23 protein-coding genes are annotated in these 24,580 nt (G+C 58.5%); 16 read left to right on the forward strand and 7 right to left on the reverse strand.

Going from position 1 to position 24,580, the window contains the following annotated elements; all coding sequences use genetic code 11:
• Positions 1 to 68 precede the first annotated feature (68 nt).
• The 3 genes from QOU61_RS05035 to QOU61_RS05045 all read left to right on the forward strand — a co-directional run bounded on the left by QOU61_RS05035 (position 69) and on the right by QOU61_RS05045 (position 5,023).
• Positions 69 to 1,817: a SulP family inorganic anion transporter gene (locus QOU61_RS05035; protein WP_289657029.1), complete on the forward strand. Its 1,749-nt coding sequence runs from the start codon at positions 69 to 71 to the stop codon at positions 1,815 to 1,817.
• Between the two features lie 563 nt (positions 1,818 to 2,380).
• Entirely contained in the window at positions 2,381 to 3,289 is a 909-nt protein-coding gene (gene panB, locus QOU61_RS05040) for a 3-methyl-2-oxobutanoate hydroxymethyltransferase (protein WP_289657030.1), read from the forward strand.
• 36 nt (positions 3,290 to 3,325) lie between these two features.
• Positions 3,326 to 5,023, forward strand: a complete 1,698-nt coding sequence (locus QOU61_RS05045) for a formate--tetrahydrofolate ligase (protein WP_289657031.1) — start codon at positions 3,326 to 3,328, stop codon at positions 5,021 to 5,023.
• A 240-nt stretch (positions 5,024 to 5,263) separates the two neighbouring features.
• On the opposite strand, the gene folD is transcribed toward QOU61_RS05045, so the two are convergent.
• From folD to QOU61_RS05075, 6 genes are all read right to left on the reverse strand, one after another.
• Positions 5,264 to 6,169, reverse strand: a complete 906-nt coding sequence (folD, locus tag QOU61_RS05050) for a bifunctional methylenetetrahydrofolate dehydrogenase/methenyltetrahydrofolate cyclohydrolase FolD (RefSeq protein WP_289657032.1) — start codon at positions 6,167 to 6,169, stop codon at positions 5,264 to 5,266.
• Between the two features lie 64 nt (positions 6,170 to 6,233).
• Entirely contained in the window at positions 6,234 to 7,115 is an 882-nt protein-coding gene (locus QOU61_RS05055) for an ABC transporter ATP-binding protein (protein WP_289657033.1), read from the reverse strand.
• 26 nt (positions 7,116 to 7,141) lie between these two features.
• Entirely contained in the window at positions 7,142 to 8,041 is a 900-nt protein-coding gene (locus QOU61_RS05060; RefSeq protein WP_289657034.1) for an ABC transporter permease, read from the reverse strand.
• Positions 7,974 to 8,870, reverse strand: coding sequence for an ABC transporter ATP-binding protein (locus QOU61_RS05065; RefSeq protein ID WP_289657035.1), 897 nt, complete (start codon positions 8,868 to 8,870; stop codon positions 7,974 to 7,976). Before QOU61_RS05065 ends, QOU61_RS05060 begins: the two co-directional genes overlap by 68 nt.
• Positions 8,867 to 9,856, reverse strand: coding sequence for an ABC transporter permease (locus tag QOU61_RS05070; RefSeq protein ID WP_289657036.1), 990 nt, complete (start codon positions 9,854 to 9,856; stop codon positions 8,867 to 8,869). Before QOU61_RS05070 ends, QOU61_RS05065 begins: the two co-directional genes overlap by 4 nt.
• 44 nt (positions 9,857 to 9,900) lie before the next feature.
• The gene (locus tag QOU61_RS05075) at positions 9,901 to 11,070 is read right to left on the reverse strand and encodes an ABC transporter substrate-binding protein (protein ID WP_289657037.1); all 1,170 of its coding nucleotides are present in this window, start codon (positions 11,068 to 11,070) and stop codon (positions 9,901 to 9,903) included.
• Positions 11,071 to 11,450: 380 nt separating this feature from the next.
• Between QOU61_RS05075 and QOU61_RS05080 the strand changes: the two genes are divergently transcribed.
• From QOU61_RS05080 to QOU61_RS05100, 5 genes are all read left to right on the forward strand, one after another.
• Positions 11,451 to 12,701, forward strand: a complete 1,251-nt coding sequence (locus tag QOU61_RS05080; protein WP_289657038.1) for an aromatic ring-hydroxylating oxygenase subunit alpha — start codon at positions 11,451 to 11,453, stop codon at positions 12,699 to 12,701.
• A gap of 102 nt (positions 12,702 to 12,803) precedes the next feature.
• Positions 12,804 to 13,286 (forward strand): aromatic-ring-hydroxylating dioxygenase subunit beta, encoded by a 483-nt coding sequence (locus QOU61_RS05085; RefSeq protein WP_289657039.1) that lies wholly within the window; start codon positions 12,804 to 12,806, stop codon positions 13,284 to 13,286.
• Positions 13,287 to 13,347: 61 nt separating this feature from the next.
• On the forward strand, positions 13,348 to 13,710 hold the full coding sequence (locus tag QOU61_RS05090; protein ID WP_289657040.1) for a Rieske 2Fe-2S domain-containing protein: 363 nt from the start codon (positions 13,348 to 13,350) through the stop codon (positions 13,708 to 13,710).
• Positions 13,711 to 13,741: 31 nt separating this feature from the next.
• Positions 13,742 to 14,773 carry a 2Fe-2S iron-sulfur cluster-binding protein gene (locus tag QOU61_RS05095; protein WP_289657041.1) on the forward strand — a complete coding sequence of 344 codons (1,032 nt, stop codon included), beginning with the start codon at positions 13,742 to 13,744 and terminating at the stop codon, positions 14,771 to 14,773.
• A gap of 16 nt (positions 14,774 to 14,789) precedes the next feature.
• Entirely contained in the window at positions 14,790 to 15,557 is a 768-nt protein-coding gene (locus tag QOU61_RS05100; RefSeq protein ID WP_289657042.1) for a hypothetical protein, read from the forward strand.
• A gap of 29 nt (positions 15,558 to 15,586) precedes the next feature.
• Here QOU61_RS05100 and QOU61_RS05105 read toward each other — a convergent pair whose 3' ends face one another.
• A complete protein-coding gene (locus tag QOU61_RS05105) occupies positions 15,587 to 16,561 on the reverse strand; it encodes a LysR substrate-binding domain-containing protein (RefSeq protein WP_289657043.1) in 975 nt (324 codons plus the stop codon).
• 151 nt (positions 16,562 to 16,712) lie between these two features.
• On the opposite strand from QOU61_RS05105, the gene QOU61_RS05110 reads away from it, so the two are divergent.
• The 8 genes from QOU61_RS05110 (at position 16,713) to QOU61_RS05145 (ending at position 24,579) form a co-directional block, all read left to right on the forward strand.
• Positions 16,713 to 17,468, forward strand: a complete 756-nt coding sequence (locus QOU61_RS05110) for a sulfite exporter TauE/SafE family protein (RefSeq protein ID WP_354142510.1) — start codon at positions 16,713 to 16,715, stop codon at positions 17,466 to 17,468.
• Positions 17,453 to 18,493: a hypothetical protein gene (locus tag QOU61_RS05115; protein ID WP_289657045.1), complete on the forward strand. Its 1,041-nt coding sequence runs from the start codon at positions 17,453 to 17,455 to the stop codon at positions 18,491 to 18,493. Before QOU61_RS05110 ends, QOU61_RS05115 begins: the two co-directional genes overlap by 16 nt.
• A gap of 178 nt (positions 18,494 to 18,671) precedes the next feature.
• The gene (gene panB, locus QOU61_RS05120; RefSeq protein WP_289657030.1) at positions 18,672 to 19,580 is read left to right on the forward strand and encodes a 3-methyl-2-oxobutanoate hydroxymethyltransferase; all 909 of its coding nucleotides are present in this window, start codon (positions 18,672 to 18,674) and stop codon (positions 19,578 to 19,580) included.
• A 13-nt stretch (positions 19,581 to 19,593) separates the two neighbouring features.
• Entirely contained in the window at positions 19,594 to 20,193 is a 600-nt protein-coding gene (locus tag QOU61_RS05125; RefSeq protein ID WP_289657046.1) for a 5-formyltetrahydrofolate cyclo-ligase, read from the forward strand.
• 85 nt (positions 20,194 to 20,278) lie between these two features.
• Positions 20,279 to 21,232 carry a methylenetetrahydrofolate reductase gene (locus QOU61_RS05130; RefSeq protein ID WP_289657047.1) on the forward strand — a complete coding sequence of 318 codons (954 nt, stop codon included), beginning with the start codon at positions 20,279 to 20,281 and terminating at the stop codon, positions 21,230 to 21,232.
• 190 nt (positions 21,233 to 21,422) lie between these two features.
• Complete coding sequence (soxC, locus tag QOU61_RS05135) at positions 21,423 to 22,703, forward strand: sulfite dehydrogenase (RefSeq protein WP_289662273.1); 1,281 nt, start codon at positions 21,423 to 21,425, stop codon at positions 22,701 to 22,703.
• Positions 22,690 to 23,256 (forward strand): c-type cytochrome, encoded by a 567-nt coding sequence (locus tag QOU61_RS05140; RefSeq protein WP_289657048.1) that lies wholly within the window; start codon positions 22,690 to 22,692, stop codon positions 23,254 to 23,256. The genes soxC and QOU61_RS05140 overlap by 14 nt, the downstream gene beginning before the upstream one ends.
• 6 nt (positions 23,257 to 23,262) lie before the next feature.
• Positions 23,263 to 24,579 carry a bifunctional folylpolyglutamate synthase/dihydrofolate synthase gene (locus tag QOU61_RS05145; protein WP_289657049.1) on the forward strand — a complete coding sequence of 439 codons (1,317 nt, stop codon included), beginning with the start codon at positions 23,263 to 23,265 and terminating at the stop codon, positions 24,577 to 24,579.
• Position 24,580: the final 1 nt, after the last annotated feature.

Consider the following 24,580-nt stretch of genomic DNA (forward strand, 5'->3'; position numbering starts at 1 on the left):
ATTCACTACCATTCCGCAATTGGCCACGGGCCGATTCGCGGACCATTCGTGCTGACCTGCTAGCGGGCTTGACGGGGGCCATCGTTGTGCTGCCACAAGGTGTGGCGTTCGCGACAATTGCCGGCATGCCACCCCAGTACGGCTTGTACGCCAGTATCGTGCCGACGATCATAGCGGCGCTATTCGGATCTTCCTGGCATCTGGTCGCCGGCCCTAGCACAACCGCGTCGCTGGTGCTGGCCGCGTCCCTGTCGTCCTTCGCGATGCCGGGATCTGTCGACTACGTCAAGTTGGCCATGACACTCGCGGTCATGGCAGGCCTCATCGAACTTGCGCTCGGTCTTTTCAAGATGGGCGTGATCGTGAATTTTATTTCGCATTCGGTAGTGGTCGGGTATACGGCCGGCGTTGGCATATTGATCATCGCGACCCAGTTGAAAAATTTCTTTGGCCTGGACGTTGAGAACAGTCACGAGTTTATCACCGCAATTTACGACGTAGTTCGGACATTGCCGACCATGTCGGTCGCGACGACTGCAGTAGCGCTTGCAACTCTTGGCGCGGGAATCCTGTCGCGTCGGTACATGCCGAGAATTCCTTACATGTTGCCGGCAATTGCGATTGGCGGTGTAACTGCTGCGGCGATCAACGCCGCAAGTCCGGGGGCTATCGCCACGGTTGGCGCAATGCCTGCACAGCTCCCGCCGCTGTCCGCGCCGAGTTTCGATCCCCACGTTTGGCGGCTGCTGATTCCGACCGCTCTGGCGGTCGCCATTTCTGCGTTGAATGAAGTCGTGTCGATTTCGCGAGCGCTGGCGATACGTTCCGAGCAGCATCTCGACATCAATCAGGAATTCGTTGGCCAGGGGCTTGCCAACATCATCGGTTCATTTTTTTCCGGATATGTCGTGTCGGGGTCGTTCAATCGTAGCGCGTTAAACTATGAGTCGGGGGCGCGAACGCCCCTGGCGGCTGTTTCGGCAAGCCTTGTGCTGGTCGCCTTGCTGCTCGCTGCGGCACCGGCGGCCGCCTACTTGCCGAAGGCTGCAATGGCGGCGTCGCTTGTCTTGATTGGATGGGGGCTGATCGACCAGAGAAGCATCCGTCACATCTGGACGACCAGCTATTCGGAGCGGTGGATCCTTGTTGTCTCCATTTTCACCGCATTGTTTGTGCACATTCAGATCGCAATCCTGGCCGGCGTCGCATTGTCGCTCTTGATGTTTCTCTACCGCACGTCAAGGCCGCCGCTCAGGCCGAGAGTGCCGGATCCCGCGACTCCCAATCGGAAATTTACCGACGCGCGACCGGATCTGCCTGAATGCCCACAGGTGCGCGTGCTTCGTCTGGATGGATCGCTGTATTTCGGCGCGGTCTCCAGTTTTCGGGAATCGCTGCGGAACCTGGAAAGGGAGACGCCGGGCTGCAAGCAGATCGCGATAGTGATGACTGGTGCGAACTTTATCGATCTCGCGGGCGCCGAGGCGCTCGCACTGGAGGCAAGAAAAATCAAGGCGCGTGGCGGTAGTCTATACCTTATTCGCGTCAAGGAGTCCGTGATGGGATTTTTGAAGAAGGGCGGATATCTCAAGGACTTTGGAGACAATCGCATCTTCTGGTCGAAGACAAACGCCTTTCAGGAAATCTTCCAGGGCGTTGATCGCGCGATCTGTCGCACTTGTGATCGTCGCGTCTTCCTGGAATGCGATCAGTTCGCCGAAGAGGGCAGATCGATCGATGGCGACACGGCGGTCAAGCAGCTTCCGTCGTCCCGTATTGCCCAGGTATCTCTTGCAGGCCAGGTGGCTCGAGAGTGAATCGCTACTTGCGTCACGGTGCGATCAAAACGCGATAGCCGACTGCAACGAATCTCTGGCAGGCACTGAATCGCGCCGCAGGGTTTTGGGGCGAGCTAAAGAAGCTTCTCGATCTTGCGCCGAAGGCTGCCAGACAAGCGTGATATGCTGCAGTCCGGGATGTAGCCGGTCACCGGGAGCTCAGATCTAGACGGCTGTAAAGCTTTCCTTGGCAGGACCTTGAGCCCGTGGTGCCGTCGCCCCGCTCGACGCCGGGTTCGACGCGCGGAAATTCGCCAGCAGCGGGGCGTAATTAGGCAGGTGACAAGTGAGTGTGTCGAGCGACGTGGGTCCGTCTCTCGTCCGGCGCGTATGACCCGCTCTCTTGGCCGCAAATTGTCATCTTGTTCGGTAATCGCGATCATCATAGCCGAGGGCGAATATAAGATAGCTTGTGCATATTTGACGGAGGGTGTGCGGTAGCGCTCCATGGCGGTGCAACTGAAAGCGGGCTGAGCGGCGCAAAGCGCTGCCGGGTTGTTCACCACTCCCGAAACAGCCTCGTGATTGAGGGGAAGTGGGCTATGGCTGATGCACCGGCACGGAAAAAGGTCACCATCAACACATTGATGGCGAAGATGAAGAAGGGCGAGCCGATCACGCAGCTCGCCGCGTATGATTATCGCACTGCGGTAGTCGCCGACCGCCTTGGCATGGACATCCTGTGCGTCTCGGATACCGGCGGCATGATCCTGTTCGGCCACAAGAGCACGGTCTCGGTGAGCTTCGACGAGGTCATGATGATGTCGAAGGCGATCGACCGCGGCTCGAAATACGGCCTGCGCATGGTGGACATGCCTTATTGGAGCTTCCACGTCTCGCCGGAGCAGGCGGTGGCCAATGCCGGCCGCTTTGTGCACGAAGCCAATGCCGAAGTGATGAAATGCGAAGGCAACAAGCATCACGCCAGGAATATCGAAGCGATCGTGCGCGCCGGGATCCCGGTACAGGGCCATATCGGCATCACGCCGATGCGGATGCCGCAGCTTGGCGGGTTTGTCGCGCAAGGCAAGACGGCCAGGCGAGCCAAGGAAATGGTCGAGGACGCCAGGGCGATGGTTGACGCCGGCTGCTTCTCGATCCTGTGCGAAGTGACGACGTCTGAGGTTGCCGAATATCTGGCGCAGACGCTGCCGGTGCCGGTCATCAGCCTGGGCGCGGGAAACCGCGCGCACGGCGTGCATATCATCTCTTCGGACCTCTTCCATCTCTGGGAGGAGCATGTGCCGCGCCATTCGCGCATCTACACCGATCTGATTCCGATCATGGAAGACGTCATCTCCCGATACATGAGCGACGTTGTGAACCGCGCTTATCCGGCTGAGAAGGAAACGGTCTTCATGAACCCCGAAGAGTGTCTGCTCTTCGCACAGGAGATGAAGTGGGAACGTAAGGTCGACGAGCTGCGGTCAGCGACCAAAAAGACCGCTTGATCCCATGCCAGTGCACGCTCGTTGATCGGAACTCCAATGCCGGCCTCACAACATCAGTCGCCAAAATCTGACATCGAGATTTCGCAGTCAGCCACCAAACGGCGAATCCTGGACATCGCCAAAGAAAAACTGGGTATTGCGGCGGAGAACCTTGAACCATACGGCCACTACAAGGCCAAGGTTTCGATGGACTACGTCAAGTCTCTCAAGGACAGGCCAAACGGCAAGCTGATCCTGGTGACAGCAATCACGCCGACGCCGGCCGGCGAGGGCAAGACCACGACCACAGTCGGCCTTACGGACGCGCTCAACCACATCGGCAAGAAGGCGATGCTCTGCCTTCGCGAACCGTCGCTTGGTCCATCCTTCGGCATGAAGGGCGGGGCTGCTGGAGGTGGATATGCCCAAGTAATTCCAATGGAGGACATAAATCTCCATTTCACCGGCGACTTTCATGCCATTACCTCGGCCCATAATCTGTTGTCGGCATTGATTGATAACCACATCTATTGGGGCAATCCGCTCGGTATCGACAGCCGGCGGGTCGCTTGGCGCCGCGTTATCGATATGAACGACCGCGCCCTGCGCGAGATCGTCTGCTCGCTCGGTGGCGCCACCAACGGCTACGCGCGCGAGGCGGGATTCGACATCACTGTCGCGTCCGAGGTCATGGCGATCTTTTGTCTCGCCAAAGACCTCGATGATCTGAGGGAACGGCTCGGTAATGTCATTGTCGCCTATACCCGCGACCGTAAACCGATCCGCGGCAGGGATATCAAGGCGCACGGTGCCATGACAGCCCTTCTGAAGGAGGCCATTGCGCCAAATCTGGTGCAGACGCTGGAAGGCACGCCTGCCTTCATCCACGGTGGTCCATTTGCCAACATTGCCCATGGCTGCAATTCGGTCGTCGCCACCACCACTGCGCTCAAGCTCGCCGACTATGTAGTAACGGAAGCGGGCTTCGGTGCCGATCTCGGCGCGGAGAAGTTCATCGATATCAAGTGCCGCAAGGCGGATCTGGAGCCGTCCTGCGTCGTCATCGTCGCCACCATCCGAGCGCTCAAGATGCACGGCGGCGTCAAAAAGGAAGATCTCAAGAAGGAAGATCTTTCAGCGCTGAACGCAGGCATCAGCAATTTACGCCGCCACGTCGAGAACGTGAAGAAGTTCGGCTTACCTGCGGTGATCTCGATCAACCGTTTCTCGGCCGATACTGACGCCGAGATTGCTCTGGTCAAGGAGAAGTGCGAGTCGCTCGGCGTCGAGGCGGTGATGGCTGATCATTGGGCCTTGGGCGGTCCGGGGGCCGCCGATGTCGCCAAGGCAGTAGTCAAGGCGATCGATTCCGGCAACGGAAAGCTCAAGTTGCTTTATCCGGACGAGATGCCGCTCTTCGAAAAGATCGAAACCATTGCACGCGAAATATACCGCGCAAAGGACGTCGTTGCTGACAAGTCGGTCAAGGACCAGCTCAAGGCCTGGGAGGACATGGGTTTCCGCAGACTCCCGGTCTGTATCGCCAAGACTCAGTACAGCTTCTCGACCAATCCGGACGCCAAGGGTGCTCCGGTCGAACATACAATCAATGTGCGGGAAGTGCGGCTTTCGGCTGGCGCCGAATTCGTCGTAGCAGTTTGCGGTGAGATCATGACAATGCCGGGCCTCCCCAAGCTGCCTGCAGCCGACTCGATTGATGTCGGCGCCGACGGCCGAATCGTTGGTCTATTTTGATCGGGACGGGATCCGGCACGCTGAAACCCATCTTCGAAATGCCGAGCGCATCAACATCATTGCTGTACGCGAGAAGCAGCGGCTTCAGCCAGATTCCCCTGCACTTGGCCAAGCTGTCTGACCGCTCGCGCCGTCGACGCTGAGCCAAACGTCCAGCCTCGGTCAAACGTGAGTTATTGAGCAAAGTCCCTGGCGGGGCTTGACCGGCAGGTTGCCAAAGGGCTCATTGAGGCGGCTGGCTTATTTTGCGGCGACCAGTGTGTTCGTATCGCTCGTCGAAGCCGGCTTTGTCACTTGATGCCGTCGTTCGCAGGACCCAATTGTATTGTAAAGCAGCATGGACACAGTCATAGGGCCTACTCCGCCGGGCACGGGCGTGATGTAGGATGCCTTTGCCGCAACGCCGTCGAAATCGACGTCGCCGACGAGGGTGCCGTCCTTGAGACGATTGATACCCACGTCGATAACCACGGCGCCGGTGCGAACCATCTGCGGAAGAATAAGCTTCGGCTTTCCGGCGGCTACAATCAGAATGTCAGCCAGGATCGTGAATTGCGCCAAGTCCCTCGTCTTGGCGTGGCAAATGCTGACAGTCGCTTCGTGCTGCATCAGCATCAATGCCATTGGCTTGCCCACTATATTGCTCGCCCCTACAACGACGACATTTTTGCCCTCGATCGGGATGCGCTCGTGTTCAAGTAGTTTCACGACTCCAAAGGGAGTGCAGGGCGGGAATACCGTTCCGCCGGCTACGAGCCCTCCCACGTTGTAGAGATGAAATCCATCCACGTCCTTCTCGACGGAGATCGCATGCAATATTTTTGCGATATCGAACGAAGGCGGCAGCGGAAGCTGGACAAGAATACCGTGAATGGACGGATCGTCGTTGAGAACCCCGATTCTTTCGATAACCGATCGCTGGTTTACGTCAGGTGGAAAACGAACTTCGACCGAACGAATTCCAACGTCTCTGCACGCGCGAATCTTGTTTCGTACATAGATCTCCGATGCGGGATCCGATCCAACGAGTATTACTGCCAGGCCCGGCGGCGTCGCGCCTCGAGCTACAATACGCTTCACGCGCTCGCGGCAGTCGTTGCGGATCTCGGCTGCAACTGCGTTGCCATTGATTATAGTTGCCGTCACGAAGATATTCTTTCGGTTGAGTCGATTGTTTTTCGCGGTCTCGATGCGGGCCTACGCCAGCTTGTCATTCTCTATTGACGCGTTTTGAGTAAGCTTCAACGAAGTCCGCGGCGGCCTTGCTGCCCCGGACGAAAGACTTCATGGCCTCCTCGTGCAGCAGCGCGAGGGCCTGCATCTTTATTGCATTGGCCTCGTCGCTTTCCGTGATGTTTTCGACGTTGCGGGGACGAGGCAAATTGACCTCGATCGACGCGCGGACCTCGGTCGGGATATTGGTCATGATCAGAATGCGATCGGCAAGATAGATCGCCTCGTCGATGTCGGTTGTTACGAAGAAGGTCGTACGTCCGAATTCGCTGTAGAGATTCGCGTAGTATTCCTGCATCAGTCGCTTAGTCATGGCGTCGAGCCCGCGGAATGGCTCGTCGAGGATCATGACGTTCGGTTCGTTGATCATCGCGCGGGCAAGCTCCGCCCGTCGTTGCATCCCACCCGAAAGTTGCGATGGATATTTCTTGCGGAACGCAGAGAGGCCGACCTTCTGCAACAGCATCTCCGCATGCTCGCGCATCTCAGGAGTGTCCTGTCCACGGGCGCGCGGGCCGTACATGATGTTGTCGTAGGTCGACATCCACGGAAACAGCGCCGTCTCCTGGAACACGACGAGGCGATCGACGCCAGGTCCCGTCATGGGCTTGCCGTCAACGGTAATGGTGCCGCTTGTGGGGCGTTCGAAACCGGCAAGGAGGCGAATCAATGTGCTCTTGCCGCATCCGGACGGACCAATCATCACCGTCAACTTGCCACGCTCGAGCGTGAAATTGCAGTTGCGGATGACCTGCTTTGCGAATCGTTCGGCTCCATAGGATTTGCTGACGCCTCGAACGCTGATTTCGCTGCCGAGGGAACGTACGCTGTTTGCGTCGAGTGAGGAAATTGCTGTCATTTGCTGCATTGGGGTCGGACCGTCTTTCAGCCTTCGTTGAGCCAGGGAGTTGCCCACGTACCCGCCTTTCGCAGCACTGCGCTGGAGATATAACCGGCGATCCCGATGCTGATCATGCCGGCGACGATTTGGGTGTATGATCCGCCGACATAAGAATTCCAGATGAAGAAGCCGAGCCCTCCGCCGGCGCCGCTTCCTCCGCCGGAGATCATTTCGGCGGCCACGACCACCGCCCAGGTTATGCCGACGCCGACGGTCGCACCGACGGCCATTGAGGGCAGTGTTGCGGGCAGGATGATGCGTCTGAAAATGTCCCAGGTCGATGAGCCCATCGATCGAGCGGCCTGAAAGTAGCGGACGTCAATTGACTGCGCGCCGCCGACAACGTTGATCACGATCGTGAAGAAAGCGCCGAGGAACGTGACGAACGCGATCGAAAGTTCTTGAGTGGGCCAGAAGATGATCGATGCTGGTACCCATGCGAGCGGGGGGATCGGTCGCAGCACTTCAAAAACCGGAAACGTGATCCCATAGAAGGTCCTGCTGACCGCCATCGCGAGGCCGAGCGGAATGCCAACCAGCATGGCGGCAAAAAATCCCTCGAATACGCGCAATGTGCTCAGAAATGCGCTCTGCCAGAAACTCGGGTCCTGAACGAGCTTGAACAGTTCCTGCAGCACTGCCACCGGCGGCGGAATCTTGGATATCCAGGGCAACGCGAAGCCGAGCCAGCTTGAAGAGCGCGAGCCCGCCTCCCAGAAGATCAGGAAGGCAACGATAGCGACGACGCCGCGCCAAAAATCTTCACCGGCCAGAAATCCGCCGATCTTCGACGCAGTGGCAACGCCCCAATTCATCTCAGCGTTCCTTCTCACCGGCGGCAAATGCCTTGATTGCTTCTTCGTGGACCGCGGCTGCCGTTTCATCCATGAACTCGCGGAAGCGTTTCGTCGTCAGGACGCTGTAGTCACGCGGATGCGGAATATCGATGTCGAGAATTTTCTTCGGCCGGCAGGGTCTGCTAGTCATGATCACGACGCGGTGGCCGAGAAAAATTGCCTCCTCGAGATCGTGCGTAATGAAGAAGATCGTCACGCGGTTCCTGTAGAAAATCTCGAGCAGGGATTCGTGCATCACCGACTTGGTGAGCGAGTCGAGCGCGCGATAGGGTTCGTCGAGCAACAGGATCTTGGGATCCGTCATCAGCGCGCGAACGATTTCCACGCGACGCCGGACGCCTGACGAGATTTCACCCGGATAGTCATTCTCGATGTCGCGCAATCCGGCATCCGCCATCATGCTTCGGGCTTTATCGTAAGCTTCGGCCTTGGTCATGATTCCCTGCATGACGGGTCCAAACGCCACATTTTCGATATTTGTCTTCCATGGAAACAGGGCGCCGTTCTGGAAGACAACGATACGGTCCGGGCCGGGATCGGCCTTCGGTTTACCCGGGCCGCACAGCATCTGGTCGTCGAGATAGATGCTGCCGGACGACAGGCTATGAAAGCCGGCAATCGCATTGAGAAGGGTCGTTTTGCCGCAGCCGGAAGGGCCGACGACGACCGTGATTTCGCCCGCGGGAACGTCGAACGTGCAGTGGTCAACGGCGAGGACACCAGCGCCCTGCTTGCCGTACGTCTTGACGGCGTCAACGATGCGGACGCCGCCTGTCCGCGCAGTTGCGGGATGGGCCTTGGCTGATCGGAGCTGCGCGTCGGGCGTGCTCAGGCTTGTCGACGGTTGGGCGGTCACTTGTCTGCTCCGAGTGCGAGTTCTCGGGTACGCCACTGCATCATATGGTCGCCAAGCAGACGGATCGCGGCACTGGTGGTGTATCCTACGATCCCAAGCGTCGCCATTCCGATGATGATCGTGGGATAGCGGACCATGGTGTAGGAGGTGTTGATGACGTAGCCGAGGCCGTATTGTCCGGAAACCATTTCGCCGGCCACGAGAGAAAACCAGGCGACGCCGATTGAGATCTGCAACCCGGTAAAGATGAAGGGCAGCGCCGCCGGAACAATAACGTGACGAAAGACCTGCCAGCGCTTTGCGCCGAGGCAACTCGCTGCGCGAATGTAGGATTCGTCGATCGATTCAACGCCGAGCATGGTGTTGAGAGCGGTGGCATAAAACGATGCCAGGAAGGTCAGAAAAATGACGGGTGTTTCCGATCCCTGAAACATAACGATCGCGAGTGGCACCCAAGCCAGCGGCGGCACCGGTCGTAGCAATTCAAAAACCGGAAAGACATATTGTTTGAATCGTTTCGACCATCCGAGAAACAGTCCAAGCGGCACGCCGATCGCCGTTGCGAGAAAGAATGCTATCGCAATACGCCGGGTGCTTACCCAGATATGAAGGTAGTATTCGGGGAGGAATACTGACAATCCGTAGGTAGGATTCTCGCTGAGCCATTCATGCATGACCTCGGTCGGCCCTGGCATTTCGGCGAAGCGGGGGAGTTTCCAAACCTCGACGGCAACGTACCAGAAGCCGAGAAACAGGATGAAGCCGGTCAACATCAGGTAGGGCCGCGGACTTCGCAACCAAAGCGAAAACCGATACATGGCGACGGCAAGGGGGGTCTGCTTCCGGGAAGCCTGACCACCAGCCTGCCCCGCGCCAAGGCTTCGAACGTCGGACGCCATTGCTTCGCTCATCTTGCCGCCTGTCCTGTATGACTCGCTCTCGTTCGTGTCGGCGCTGGCGATAATTTCGTCTCGCGCCTGCTCCATGGGGTGCTAAGTCAGCTGTTAAAGAAGCCGCTCCGCGGCAGATTTCATTTCCCCGTGTACATCTCGGTCGGAAGCGCTTTGACTTCCCCCACAGGCGCCGTCAGGTTGTGTGCCTTGAGAATGTCCGCGGTGAACTGAGGCACGACCGCCTCGGGCCGGATCTCTGACTGGATGCTCTTGATCTCGACCAGGAACTTCGAGGCCTTCTGGATCAGTTCGTTCGCCTCGGGCGTAAACCCGTAAGGCAGCGTAATGCGGATATCGGTGCCACCCTCGGATTTCGGGGTCTGTCCGAAGGCAGACGCCCAGAGCGCCTTCTCGGTGAAGCCCGTGGTCTGGCCTGCTGCCATCTTTGCGATATCCATCGCGTTCTTGGCGTCAGCGAAGTAGAGAACGGCGTCGAGTTCGGCCTCAAGCCACCCCTTGACGACATCGGGCCGTTGCTCGATCAGCGCTTGCGGCATCACCAGGAAGCCGCCATCGCGCTCGTTGACCGACGCTCCAGACGCGATCCTGCGTGCCAGTCCCTCCTGGACAAGACGCGACGCCGTCGGTTCCCAGATCACGGCGGCGTCCAGCTTGCCGGCCCGGAAGCCGCTGGTAATGACCTCGATGCTCTGGTTCAGGTATTCGGACGGCGTGATCTTCCGTTCCTTGAATACCGCTTGTGCGAAGCGGTCGGTACAGCTTCCCTTCGGCACTGCGACAATCTTGCCGTCCAGCCACTTCAACCCCTCATCAGGCGTCGCGAAATGGGGCGCGTCGTTGCGGGCCAGAAAAATGTTGCATTGGTCGAGCCCGAGGCCGAGCACGGAAACAATACGGACGTCGCGGACTTCCGGATGGCTGGTGGAAACGATCCCAGGCATGTCGCCGACGTAACCGACGTCGACCTTTCCAGCCAACATCCCGTTGACGATGATCGCGCCCTGCAGGCCGATCTGAAAGGTGACAGTGGAGCCCTTCGGCAGGTATTTCTCGTAGAATTTCTTGTCCCGCATGATCAAGCCGGACCATGACTCTGTGTAGTAGGGCTGATAGCCGATCACGAGTTCGATCGGATCGCCCGGCTTGCCGTAGGACTTCGATGCCGCGGCGCCGGCAATGCGGGTGCCAGCGAGAATTGTTACGATCGAACATAGGACAGCGAGGACCAAGCCAAGCGTCCATGTTGATGTTGTGGAGCCTCTGCCGACTTTGCGCTTGTGCTTCATTGCACCCCCCCGTGTCTCTTTATGACGCATCGAAACTCTTGCGGTTTCTTCAGATCTTCGCGGATAACTTCAGGTTGTTGTATCCATATTGCACGTGTCGATCTCGCGCAGAGCTCCAAACTGGACGTTAGCATGCCAGCACGGTTCATTTGGGACAAAATCGTTCTTCCAAATGAGTCGATAGAGCAGACCTATGATTGGACTCGGGAAACCCACACAATTGAGCCAAAACGAGCTGGTATCCCACGCCCCTCACCTAAAGCTCAGTCTATTGTTAGATAATCAGCTTCGATTGAGGTCCATCTAGCGTCGATGGCACCACGGCACGTAATGTACGCCGCAGTAAGGTCGGCCGGACCTTTTTCACAGGAGCGAGCGCCGTGGCAGCCAAAAACCATGCCCAATGGCTTTCAGAGCCCAAATTGAAGGCCAATGAATGGGTGGATAGTCGTATCTATTCCGACCCGCAGATCTATGAGGAAGAGATCGAAAAGATCTTCTCGAAGACCTGGATTCCCGTGTGCCACGAGTCCGAGCTGCCCAAGGCATACGACTTTCGAACCATGTCGATTGCGCGCGAGCCCGTGATCGTATGTCGCGGTCCCGACAATGAAGTGCGCGCGTTTCTCAACGTCTGCCCGCATCGCGGCATGATCATCGAGCGCCGGCCGGCCGGCAGCTTCCTCGAGGGGCAGCCGTCAGGAAATCCCAAGCGCATGACCTGCATGTTCCATGCCTGGCAATACGACATGCGCGGCAACTGCGTCTACATCAGCCGCGAAAAGGAAGGCTTTCAGGATCGCTTGTGCAAGGAAGACGTCGGCCTGCGCCGGCTGCGCTGCGAAGTGAAGTTCGGCGGCTTCGTCTGGGTCAATCTTGACGACAATCCGAAGGTGTCTCTCGAGGATTGGGCCGCGCCTGCCTTTGGCTGCCTGCGCAAGACGCTGGACGCCGAGCCGCTGGAGGTTTTTCACTACCACAAGGCGATCGTGAACGCGAACTACAAGCTCTGGCACGACACCAATTGCGAATTCTATCACGACTTCATGCATTACCATAACCGCGTCACCGGCTTTAACGACGCGTACTTCGCCCGCAAGAACGAATCGTTCGAGCACGGCCACATTGTCGTCGGCACATTCGAGGTCAATTACGAGAAGTACGAAGGCTTCGACAGCCGTGCGGCGCTCTCGTTCCCGCATCTGCCTCCCAATCAATGGTACATGATCGACATGTTCCCGGGCATGAACTTCAACCTGCGCGGTTCGGCACTGCGCTGCGACATCGTGACGCCGCTTGGTCCGGACAAGGTCATGATCGAATTCCGCGGCCTCGGGCTCAAGCGCGATACTTCGGAGGAGCGGCAGACCCGTATCAATCACCACAATTCGATCTGGGGGCCGTTCGGCCGCAATCTGCATGAAGATCTCATCGGCGTGCAGGGGCAGGGCACGACTATGCAGACCGGTTCGGAGCCGCGGCGAATTCTTCACGGTCGCCACGAGAACCAGACGATCCACGACGAGAACGGCATGCGGCACTATTACGAAGAGTGGGGCCGCTGGATGAATCGAATGCCGAACCATCCCGAACAACCGTATGCCGAGGCTGTCTCGGTGGCGGCGGAGTAGCTAACGAGACTTCCGCCCGGCCGGGTAGATGCCCTGGTCGGAAGCCGGCGCGCGGCCGCGCGCCTGCGCAGCTGTCAGGCTTTGACTCAATGGGGATTTGCTGTGGACGTATACGCTCTCGTTCGTGACGCCGTTTATCGGTCGAGCCTTCTGCTCGACCGGCAGGATTGGGACGGTTGGCTATCCCTTTGCGACGAAAAGTTTCAATATGCCATCCGTGCCTGGAGCCCGGAAATAAACAAGGACCTGACTTATCTCGCACATGACCTGAAAGGTCTTGCGAGCATGATCAAGCTGCTGCCGAAGCATAATACCGATCATTCGCCTTTGACCCGGCACACGTCGCTCTACACCGTCGATGTCGATGAAGCGGCGCAGTCGGCCAAGGCGATCAGTTCCGTCGTCGTCTTTCAAAACCTCCTTGATGGTATCAACTCTCACATCGATGCTGGCGAGAGCCGCTTGTTCCTGGTCGGAAAGTATATCGACACCTTGAAGGTCGACGGTGGCAAGGCGAGCTTTCTCAGTCGCGAGGTGCGGATCGAAAATCGTCGGCTGGACAAGGGTTCGCACTGGCCGATTTGATGGCGTTTGCCGGAGCGCGAAACGCTGCGCCGCGCCTATGCAAGGGTGAAAGAAGCTAGAGATGACGTGGAAACGCATATGCGGGTCGGACGATGTTGCCGCGAATACGGTCAGGAAGTTTGACGTCGAGGGCATTCCGGTCCTCCTGGTCAATTACGGCGCCGGCTACCGCGCCATCCCGCCGGTCTGCCCGCATATGGAAGAGCCGCTGGAAGAATCCGGCGTCGTCGTGCGCTGCATCCTGACCTGCACCAAGCATCTGTGGGCCTGGAAACTCGATACGCTCGAAATGCAGGGTGAGACTGAAAAGCCCCTCAAGGCCTACGAGCTCAAGCACGAGGATGGGTTGATCCTCGTCAATATCGAAGAGGAGTTGGTGTACGAATTCGAGACCGAGGATGACGACGACGACTTTTTCAAATAGCTGCTCCAGCCATGCCCGTCCTCGGTAGCAGATGAAGATAACAATCCAGAGCAAGAGCGGCGAAACGACTATCGATTGCGGAGATAGCGAGGCGATTCTACATGCCGGGCTTCGGCAGGGCATTGGTCTTCCCTATGAATGTGCGACCGGCACCTGCGGAACCTGCCGTGCGCGCGTAGCGGCGGGCGATGTCGAGGTGCGCTGGAAGGAGGCTCCCGGCGGCGCAAGGCTCAAGCCGGAAAAAGGCGACATCCTGATGTGTCAGACGATCGCGAGTTCAGATTGCGTCCTTAAGGTCCCGTCGGAAATCGGCGCGATGGACACGCCCCCCGCGCTGCGTCGCGGGATCATTCGCAATATTCGAAAAGTCACGAGGGACGTGGCCCGGTTCGATGTCGACCTTTCGGCACCGATGAGTTTCGAGGCCGGGCAATTCGTCGTTATCGATTGCCCCGACGTGACGGGGGGACGGGCCTATTCGATGGTCAACTTCGATACGGAGGTGCACCGGATAGAGCTGGTCGTCAAACGTAAGCCTGGCGGCCGCTTCACCGACTGGCTATTCGACGGTCCGCAGGGCGATCCGGAAGTGGCCGTCTTCGGTCCACTTGGACGCGCAGTCTTTCGTCCGGGCGAGGGCAAGGACATCGTTAGCATTGCCGGTGGATCGGGGATCGCCGGAATCATGTCCATCCTCGAATGCGCAGTTCAGGCGGATTACTTCAGCGAGCACAAGGGCTCGGTATTTTTTGGCGTGCGGACGCTGCAGGATGCATTCTACCTTGAGACGCTCGCGCGGTACGTCGTCGATTCGCATGGGAATCTCGACGTCACGATCGCGCTGTCGGACGAAGCTGCGATGACACCATTTCACGCCGATTATCCATCACTGCGGCTTGAGAGCGGTTTCGTTCACGAGGTCGCCGGCAAGGCGATTGCCGACGGGGCCGGGGACGCGATCGCCTTTGTCGCGGGGCCGCCGGTCATGGTCGACGGCGCGATCCGGCGGCTACTTGCTTGCGGCATGACGAGCCGGGACATTCGATATGACAAGTTCAGCTAGGACGGCCGCAAGACCGTTGATCGATTCCGCAGCATGGCAGTCGGTCCGGCCGCTCGATCTCGATGCGCTTGCGCGGGCGAGGGTGGAGACGATCAATCTCCTGCAATGGCTGGCCAGGATCGAGAACAGCTATCTGCCGGCACGCTTGCTGGAAGAGCGCATTTGCCTCGAGTACCGGCCAGTCTCTGCAACTTTCGTCACCAAGCCTTTCGACGGGAATCTGACCCTCGCACTTTATTTGCCGTCGCTGGAACTGCAGTTTCACAAGGACACCAAGGCGGTGCCACACGTCTTTGATCCCGAAGAACGCTCGCCGGCGGAGGTCGAGGCGTGGCTGCTGGTTGAACTGCTGCATCACGGTGTCGATCGCGCGAAGTTCTCGAAGAAATTGCCTCATCATGTCCCCGATCTGATGACCGGCGATGCCAACGATCACTCTCCGCAATCGTGCCAAAAGGGCCTGACGCAGCTGACGGCCTGGTTTCGGAAAGCCGCGGCGATCCTTGATGCGGCGGCCTGGAGGGAAGGCGATAAGCAAGCCTCCATCATCTGCCGGCCACAGACGCTCGCTCTTCGCGCGTCGCATGTCGAGTCCGGAGGGCTGGACGTCGGATTTACCCCGGGCGATGCCGAGAACCCGGAGCCATATTTTTATCGGGAGCATCCGGCAAAGAACGGAGCGGGAAGGGGGCGGGCACGATTGATCCTCACAGCGTCCGAAATGCTTGCCGCCAGCGATCCCGCCGCAATGGCATTTGCCTTCTTGACAACGGGAACGGCGTGACGCCCGCAGGGTTCGGGCCGCGACGCAGGTCACGCCCTGGACTGTCGTGGTGTCGTCTCCGGTCGATCATAGATGCCATCGTGACTGCCTTCGAGGCGCTTACGCAACTCGCCGGACTTGTTCATTTTGCGCACGACGGAAACGAATGCCGCCGCCATGGGCAGCATGATTTCTCCCTCGGTCCAGAACAAGCCGACCTCCTGACTGACAATCGGGTCGACCAGAGGAAGCGCGCGCGTCCCGGGATGAAGCCCGGGTGCGTGGACGAAATGCGACGGGATGATCGTGCAGAGTTCGGTGAATTGAACCTGGAACATCAAGTGCAAAATCGATTCGGATTCGACCCTTGCCTCTGGCGCGCACCCGATGCTGGCAAACACCTGATCGACAAACCGGCGTTCATGCATCGAGGGACGCAGCATCGCCAATGGGTACTCTGCGGCCTCTTTCCACGTGATCGTTTTTCGATTCTGGTATCTTGCCGTATCAGGGACGAGAAGGCTCAACTGCTCCCGGTAGACCGAGAGCGTGTTCTTGCGCCCGAGATCTGCCTTGTCGAGATACGTCATCGCGACGTCGAGCGTGAAATTGTTGAGTCCAAGCTTCATCGCCTCGTTACCGATGAATTGAACGTCGACGCGCAGGCTGGGATATTTTTCCCGCAAGTCCTGCAGCAGAAACGGCAGCACCGGCGACATCGACGGCATCACGCCCATGCGAAGATGCCCGGTGAGGTTCTGCTTCATGGTCTCGATCTCTTTGCGCATCGCGTCGCAGTGAGCGAGCACAGCGCGAGACCATATCGCAACGCGGTCACCCTCTGCCGTCAGTCCCTGAAAGCGCTGGCCGCGACCGCGCAAGAAGATCGGTACACCGAGTTCGTATTCAAGCTGCCTTATCCCGCTGGAAAGACTCGGTTGCGTGACGTTGCAACGCTGGGCAGCGCGCCCGAAGTGACGTTCTTCTGCAACTGCAACCAGATAGCGAAACTGTCTAAGGAACATTTCGACTCACTCAATGAGACGTCGGGACGTGAATCGAGATTAGCGGAAATTCAAAAATAAACGAGAAATCGTTGGAGTATTGATTGTGCGATGCACAATCAGGTTGTGCTGGAATGATCGCGACGCGTTTCGTGCAAGGTGGGGGGCATCGTTGGGTATTCAAGAACTAATCTGGATCGTGCTTCTCGGGCTTACGTCCGGCTTGATGATTGGATGCATAGGAATTGGCGGTGTTATTCTCGTTCCTGCACTCGTTTTTTTTGCCGGCGTTCCAATTCAGGTCAGCATTCCGGCGGCGATGATGGCGTACATCCCGGCAGGTCTGATCGCGACGGCGGTTTTTGCTCACAACAAGTCGATCCGGTGGGGCACGGCTGCATGGCTGTGCGCCGGTGCGACACCGACGGCGTTTGCCGGGGCATGGGCCGTAAGCGTGATTAATCCTGTGTTGCTGGAAGCGTGCCTTGGTCTGCTCGCGGTTTCTTCGGGGCTCAACTCGCTGAGGGCGCAAGCCGCGACTGATGCAAAGGGGTATGCTGTTTCCAACGCTGTGCTTCTCCCCGTCGGAGCTCTGACCGGCTTCCTGTCATCCATCAGCGGCACGGGGGGACCGCTGGTGCTGGTCCCGATCCTCATGTCAATGAGAGTACCGGTGCTCGTGGCCGTCGGACTCAGTCAAGTCATCCAGTTACCGGTTGCGATCGTGGCGACGCTCGGAAACTTTTTGTACGGACAACTCGATCTGCAGCTCGGCGGAACGCTCGGGTTGTCCCTGACTGTCGGATCCTGGTGCGGGGCGAAGCTTGCCCATGTTGCGCCGCGTGCAAGCTTGCGCTGGATCGTCTCGGCCGTGCTGGCTGTTGTAGGGGTTTTCATTCTTGGAAACGTGGTTTGGCGGCTGATGTGACGCTGGCGATGGCCCTGGAAGAATTTGAGCTGACATACGACTTTGGCGATCCCGTACTTGAGGCAATGATATGCCGAGCGGATTGCGCGCTTTTCGATTTCTCGTTCTTGGAATGTGCGCGGATTACGGGCGATCGCGCCGGTGAAGTCGTAGAGACATTCACCGGAAGATCGATGGCTACGCTGCAGGAGGGGCGTATTTACTATGCCTTGCGCGTCCTTTCCGACGGTCGGGTGATTGCCGATTTGACCGTGTGGAAGACCGGGCCAAATTCCTTCGAGGTCATGAGCGGCCGCCGGGAAGACATTTCGGACCTGCTCTCTCGTTCCGGGCCGGAAGCCGTCGTCGTCGATTTGACGGCCGATAGAGCCGTTTTTGCGGTCCAGGGCCCGGGCTCGCTGCATGCACTGCGCAAGCTCGGCGATGTTGGCCGCGTGGGGCAGCTCCAGTATTTTGCTTTCGACCAGGCCTCACTCGCGGCCATTCCTTGCCGGATCGGCCGGCTCGGATACACCGGAGAAGCCGGGTTCGAGATCATTGCAGGCCGTCGCCATGCGCACGATCTCTGGGATGCGCTGTCCCCCCACGTGCGACCTGCCGGGTTCGTTGCGGCCGATATCTTGCGCATCGAGGCAGGGTTTGTTCTGTTCAGCAACGAGTTTCGGTTGCCCGTCTCACCCGCGGAAATCGGCCTGGCAGGATTTGGCCGGCTCATCGATCCGCCGCCGCCTGAGATCAAGCTTGTTTCGTTCCTTGCCGACGCGGACATTCAGGGATGGCCCTGGCGGCCGCCGGCCGACCTGCGGCGGCCGTCTGCGCCGGGTGAGATTGCGATAACCTCAGCCTGCACGAGCGTCGTGGCTGGCGGCATTCTTGGCCTGGGCTACGTGCTTGCCGGCACCTTGCCGAGCAGCCCGCTGCACGATCCGGCGGGTATCTTCCGCAATATCCGTCTGACGTCCAAACCGCTCTATGACACCCAGAAGCGCCGTCCTCGCGCCCCATGGCCGGGCTCTGGCGGGTGAGTGCGAGCAAGGGGTCCATCATAGCCGAGGGCGAATATAAGATAGCTTGTGCATATTTGACGGAGGGTGTGCGGTAGCGCTCCATGGCGGTGCAACTGAAAGCGGGCTGAGCGGCGCAAAGCGCTGCCGGGTTGTTCACCACTCCCGAAACAGCCTCGTGATTGAGGGGAAGTGGGCTATGGCTGATGCACCGGCACGGAAAAAGGTCACCATCAACACATTGATGGCGAAGATGAAGAAGGGCGAGCCGATCACGCAGCTCGCCGCGTATGATTATCGCACTGCGGTAGTCGCCGACCGCCTTGGCATGGACATCCTGTGCGTCTCGGATACCGGCGGCATGATCCTGTTCGGCCACAAGAGCACGGTCTCGGTGAGCTTCGACGAGGTCATGATGATGTCGAAGGCGATCGACCGCGGCTCGAAATACGGCCTGCGCATGGTGGACATGCCTTATTGGAGCTTCCACGTCTCGCCGGAGCAGGCGGTGGCCAATGCCGGCCGCTTTGTGCACGAAGCCAATGCCGAAGTGATGAAATGCGAAGGCAACAAGCATCACGCCAGGAATATCGAAGCGATCGTGCGCGCCGGGATCCCGGTACAGGGCCATATCGGCATCACGCCGATGCGGATGCCGCAGCTTGGCGGGTTTGTCGCGCAAGGCAAGACGGCCAGGCGAGCCAAGGAAATGGTCGAGGACGCCAGGGCGATGGTTGACGCCGGCTGCTTCTCGATCCTGTGCGAAGTGACGACGTCTGAGGTTGCCGAATATCTGGCGCAGACGCTGCCGGTCCCGGTCATCAGCCTGGGCGCGGGAAACCGCGCGCACGGCGTGCACATCATCTCTTCGGACCTCTTCCATCTTTGGGAGGAGCATGTGCCGCGGCATTCGCGCATCTACACCGATCTGATTCCGATCATGGAAGACGTCATCTCCCGATACATGAGCGACGTTGTGAACCGCGCTTATCCGGCCGAGAAGGAAACGGTCTTCATGAACCCCGAAGAGTGTCTGCTCTTTGCACAGGAGATGAAGTGGGAACGTAAGGTCGACGAGCTGCGGTCAGCGACCAAAAAAACCGCTTGATCAGAGGCGGTTCATGTCAGCGGACGGCGTTATGCAGCAGCCGGATGTGACGCATTGGCGAAAGTCGGAGAGAGACCGGCTCATCAAGGAGCGCCTCGCGCTCAGCGTCAATACGCGAAAGCAAAACTCCGATCGCATCGCAGAGCTGCTCGACTTGGCGATTGGCGATGTATCCGGGCGCGTCGTGAGCGGATATTGGCCGTTTCGCGGCGAACCGGATTTGCGCGAATGGCTCGAGCGCCTGGAATCTCGCGGTAGCCGATGTGCGTTGCCGGTAGTGGTCAAAGCGCGAGCGCCTCTGGTGTTCCGCGTATGGCGATCGGGCGACAAGTTGGAGCGTGGTGTGTTGGATATTCCGGTGCCGGCTGCCGGAGAAGAGGTTTGCCCGGATGTCGTGATCGCGCCCCTCGTTGGATATGACCGCGGCGGGTACAGGCTCGGATATGGCGGCGGGTTTTTCGACAGAACACTTGCCGCTATGCGAAAGCGGCCACTGATTATCGGTGTGGGATACAGCCAGTCCGAAATACAGACGATCTACCCAGAGCTGCACGATATCCCGATGGACAAGATTGTTACCGAAATTGGGATCGTTACCCGCTCGGCCGGCTGATACGCGCGCCCGCTCTGCGGGTGAGTATTCAACACGGGAGAAGGCGACAGCTTCTACAGGCCAGGCGATTGGCATTGGAAATTTGATGACGCTGGAATCTCGCGCGCAGCAAGAGTCGATGTCAAACTCCGCCGCTTCATTGATGCGTGTTTTTTCCACGGAAGTCGTGCGGCCGAATCAACGGGAACTGGATGCGCTAGGCGATATCCTTCCCCGCACGACACAAATCTTTGTTGCCTCTCCACCGGGGCACCCGTACTCGCGGTTGGTAGAGACGGCAAGATTGGTTCACAGAGCCGGATTCGAGCCAATTCCGCATGTTGCTGCCCGAAGCTACGAATCTTTGGAAGCCCTGGACGACTTTATTGCGCGGATATGCGGTGAAGCCGGTGTGAGAAGGGTTTTGGTCATTGGGGGCGATGTGGATCGCCCGGCGGGTCCTTTCCCGGAGGCCAATGCTGTCATCGAGAGTGACCTCTTGCAGCACCATGGAATTCAGGAGGTGGCAGTCTCCGCATATCCGGACGGTCATCCGAAGCTTAGCGATGAGAGTTTGACCATCGCCCTGCGACGAAAGCTGAAGTCGCTAGCGGAGCGAAATCTAAGGGCCAAGATTGTCTCTCAATTCTGTTTCGAAGCGGATCGTATCGCGGCGTGGGTGAAATCGCTGCGAATGGCCGACATCAATGTGCCGATCAGCGTCGGTCTCGCAGGGCCGACGAGCATCAGAAAGTTGGCTCGTTTTGCTCTCATGTGTGGCGTACGTAATTCCTTCAAAGCGGCCCTTGCCGGAAAAGCGAGGTCGCTCCTGGGCGAAACGTCGCCGGGCCAGATCATTCGCCATCTCGGGATGGTCTATGATCCATCTATGCTGGGACAAATATCCATTCATTTTTTCTCATACGGCGGTCTGCTCCGAACGGCGAAGTGGGCAACGGAGTTTCAAGCGCGCTTCGCTGACGGTCGATCGCCCGGCATGCGAGCGCGAGTGGATAAAGGGAGTAGGGATTTCGCGAGAGTTAGCGAACCAAGGCAATGACGTTGATCGCTAGATGTAGCAATCGGCGCCAGGTGGATCAGTATCTCAAGGAGAGACGATCATGAGTTATAATCTGCCGGTTCAATACGACGAAAAAGCAAGGCGCATGGCTGAAGAGATCATTTCAGTTGAGGCGCGACAACTTCTGCGCCGTAGGCGCGAGGAAGAGAATTGCGACTGCCGGGACGGAATGTTTCCAACCTCGATAGTTGCCAATCGGCGCAAGTTTCTGTTTGCTGCCGGCTCGCTTGCCGGCGTTGTCAGCTCATCCACTTTTGCCGCGGCCGCAGAACCCAAGGCGCCTCCCGGCGCGGTTCATTTCGATGTACCTGAGGATTCGACCAAAGAGCAGGGTCGAGCTGTCGCCGCCGATGGCGGTTATGGTTCGCGCTCTCAGTTCGAAACGGAACTGCGCTGGCGCTTCCCGACACCAAATGACATTACCTCCTGGAGCATGACGCCACTCGACAAGATGCTCGGGAATCTCACGCCTTCGGGCCTTCATTTCGAACGACACCACGGCGGTATCCCGACAATCGATCCCGCCAAGCACATGTTGATCGTCCATGGAATGGTCGACATTGCGAAGAAGTTCTCCATGGCCGATCTGAAACGCTTCCCGTCGGTCACCCGCAAGCATTTCATTGAATGCTCGGGCAACGGATTGACCGAGTGGAATAAGCCGACCTTGAAGACGGTGCAGGGCACGCATGGTCTGCTTAGCACGTCTGAATGGACGGGCGTCCAATTCTCCACGATTGCGCGAGAGCTTGGTCTCAAGGATGGAGCGGCTTGGGTGTTGGCCGAAGGTGCCGATGCGGCGGTGATGACACGTAGTATTCCAATGGAGAAGATGCTGAAGGACGCAGTCATCGCCTACGGCCAGAATGGCGAGGCTCTGCGACCAGAGCAGGGCTATCCGATCAGGCTTTTGCTGCCGGGGTATGAAGGGAATACGCACATCAAATGGTTGCGTCGCCTGGAGGTAAGCGACAAGCCGTTCATGACCCGCGAGGAAACGTCGAAGTACACCGATTTGCTCGCCGACGGGAAGGCCCGCATGTTCAGCTTGGACATGGACGCAAAATCCGTCATCACGTTTCCGTCGGGCGATATGAAGCTGCCTGGAGCCGGCTTCTACGACATCCAAGGGTTCGCCTGGAGCGGGCGTGGCCGTGTTCGGTCGGTGGACGTATCGACCGACGGGGGTAAGACTTGGTATCCCGCTCGTCTTGAGTCGGTTCCAGAGCCGATGTGCACGGTCCGCTTCAGTTTTCCGTGGGTTTGGGACGGCAGGCCTGCCATCCTGCAAAGCCGATCTACCGACGAAACCGGCTACGTGCAGCCGACCTTGAAGCAATTGATCGCCATTCGGGGATCGAACGGTCCTTTCGGGTCGGTCTATCATCTCAACGCCATTCAGAGCTGGGCCGTCAACGAAGCCGGAGATGTGTCAAATGTTCACGCCTGAAAAAATGCTGGGCGGCCTGCTTCTTGCGGCTTTCATGTCCTCCACGGCCTTCGCGCAATCAGTGTCGAACCGTTACGGATTTGGAGCTGAAATCGGACCCCAGGATCTGGCGAAATATTTCGCCATTGCGCCCGATGGTCGTGGTCTGCCGCCAGGCGGCGGCACAGCAGCGGCCGGGGCAAAAGTGTTTGCCGAGAATTGCGCCGCCTGCCACGGTGACAAGCTGCAGGGAAATCCCGAGAAAGGCATTGGCGGCGATCGGCTGCTCGGTGGTCGAGGCACGCTCGCAACCACGATGCCGATCAAGACTGTCGAAAGTTACTGGCCTTACGCGACAACGTTGTTCGACTACGTGAAACGGGCAATGCCCTTTAGCGCCCCCGGCTCTCTCTCCGACGACGATGTCTACAGCGTCGTAGCCTATATTCTCTCGGAAGCCAAAATCATCAAACCGACAGATGCGATCAATGCCCAAACCCTGCCCAAGGTCGGGATGCCAAATCGCGACGGATTTATTCCCGACGTCCGGCCCGAGTTGCAGCTCTACCGTTAGGCCGGCATGTCTTCAATTGAGTACAATTCAGATCTGCTCGAGGTGCTGAAGCGTCTCGATCGATTGACCGATTGGGAGAGGGCGTCGCGTAGATCGATGCGCGTGGGGCTCGAGCCCATTCTCGATCTGAGTGGACGTCTTGGAAACCCTCATCGAATGCTTCGATCGATCCACGTTACAGGCACTAAAGGCAAAGGATCGGTGTCTGCACTGATTGAAGCAGGGCTTTTGAAGGCGGGGCTGCGGGTCGGCGCCTATCGCTCACCACACGTTGAACTCATTACTGAGCGTATAAGCCTGTTGGGACGTCCTGTTGACGAGGTGCAACTGGCACGGGCCTTGGAGATCGTACTCGATGTCTATGAGGATATCAAAGAGACCGCGACCCCCGCTGCGTCCGCGACGTGGTTTGACGTAGTCACGTGTGCTGCGTTTTGGATCTTCGGTCGAGCCAACCTGGACTGGGCCGTTGTTGAGGTTGGGATAGGCGGCCGGCTGGACTCGACTAACATTGTGAACGCAGAGGTGGCTGTTGTGACCAATGTGGAGCTGGAGCACACGGAGGTGCTCGGCTCCACTCGGGAGGCAATTGCTTTTGAGAAGGTTGGCATCCTGAAAGAGGGAGCTCTGCTGATCACTACACTGGTGCCGGACGATCCTGCGGGCGCTGTCGTGCACGAAAGGGCCCGCGAACTTGGGGCGAAAGTGGTTCGAACTGACCTTCCATCGAGCGCTGGGATCGAGGACGTCAACACCAGGTTGGCCAGCCTTGTCCTTGAGCATGTTGGTAGCCTGGCCCCGGATTGCGCGTCCCGTAATGAGGGCAGGGTACCGGTGGGGGCTTGGCTGTTGGATGAAGGAACTCGCGCCAACGCACGGCTGCCGGGTCGGATGGAGCGCTTTGATGTCCTTATCCGGTCCCGCCAAGTGCCGATCATCCTTGATGGAGCTCACGTTCCCTTCAATCTCGATCTGGTGTTGCGCGATTTGCGATCGCAGCCTGAACTTTCCGGGAAGTGCGTGGCTGTCGTCGCGATTGGGATCGACAAGGATGCGCCCGGGCTTCTCTCTGTGCTATCGCAGCATGCAGATTTCATAATTCTAACGATGCTAAGCCACAGCCGAAGCTGTTCAATGACCAGTCTCCATCTACTGGCAACGTCTCTTGGCATTCCGAGCCAAGTGGAGCCTGACCCGAGCCGAGCGCTGGACGAAGTCCTTCGACGCGCGGCCAATATGGGCGGTTGGGCCCTGGTCACGGGGTCAATGTATCTCGTCGGTGCCCTGCGCAGAGAAATTGCAGTCGGTACCTCATTGATCTGAT

The sequence above is a fragment of the Bradyrhizobium sp. NP1 genome (genome assembly GCF_030378205.1).
Lineage (GTDB): Bacteria > Pseudomonadota > Alphaproteobacteria > Rhizobiales > Xanthobacteraceae > Bradyrhizobium.

Coding starts and splice junctions, on each gene's coding strand:
- soxC (WP_289662273.1), top strand. CDS start 21,423: ATGTTTCCAACCTCGATAGTTGCCAATCGGCGCAAGTTTCTGTTTGCT.
- QOU61_RS05070 (WP_289657036.1), bottom strand. CDS start 9,856: ATGGAGCAGGCGCGAGACGAAATTATCGCCAGCGCCGACACGAACGAG.
- panB (WP_289657030.1), top strand. CDS start 2,381: ATGGCTGATGCACCGGCACGGAAAAAGGTCACCATCAACACATTGATG.
- QOU61_RS05045 (WP_289657031.1), top strand. CDS start 3,326: ATGCCGGCCTCACAACATCAGTCGCCAAAATCTGACATCGAGATTTCG.
- QOU61_RS05090 (WP_289657040.1), top strand. CDS start 13,348: ATGACGTGGAAACGCATATGCGGGTCGGACGATGTTGCCGCGAATACG.
- QOU61_RS05140 (WP_289657048.1), top strand. CDS start 22,690: ATGTTCACGCCTGAAAAAATGCTGGGCGGCCTGCTTCTTGCGGCTTTC.
- QOU61_RS05130 (WP_289657047.1), top strand. CDS start 20,279: ATGACGCTGGAATCTCGCGCGCAGCAAGAGTCGATGTCAAACTCCGCC.
- QOU61_RS05125 (WP_289657046.1), top strand. CDS start 19,594: ATGTCAGCGGACGGCGTTATGCAGCAGCCGGATGTGACGCATTGGCGA.
- QOU61_RS05095 (WP_289657041.1), top strand. CDS start 13,742: ATGAAGATAACAATCCAGAGCAAGAGCGGCGAAACGACTATCGATTGC.
- QOU61_RS05145 (WP_289657049.1), top strand. CDS start 23,263: ATGTCTTCAATTGAGTACAATTCAGATCTGCTCGAGGTGCTGAAGCGT.
- QOU61_RS05105 (WP_289657043.1), bottom strand. CDS start 16,561: ATGTTCCTTAGACAGTTTCGCTATCTGGTTGCAGTTGCAGAAGAACGT.
- QOU61_RS05060 (WP_289657034.1), bottom strand. CDS start 8,041: ATGAAACGGCAGCCGCGGTCCACGAAGAAGCAATCAAGGCATTTGCCG.
- QOU61_RS05055 (WP_289657033.1), bottom strand. CDS start 7,115: ATGACAGCAATTTCCTCACTCGACGCAAACAGCGTACGTTCCCTCGGC.
- QOU61_RS05075 (WP_289657037.1), bottom strand. CDS start 11,070: ATGAAGCACAAGCGCAAAGTCGGCAGAGGCTCCACAACATCAACATGG.
- panB (WP_289657030.1), top strand. CDS start 18,672: ATGGCTGATGCACCGGCACGGAAAAAGGTCACCATCAACACATTGATG.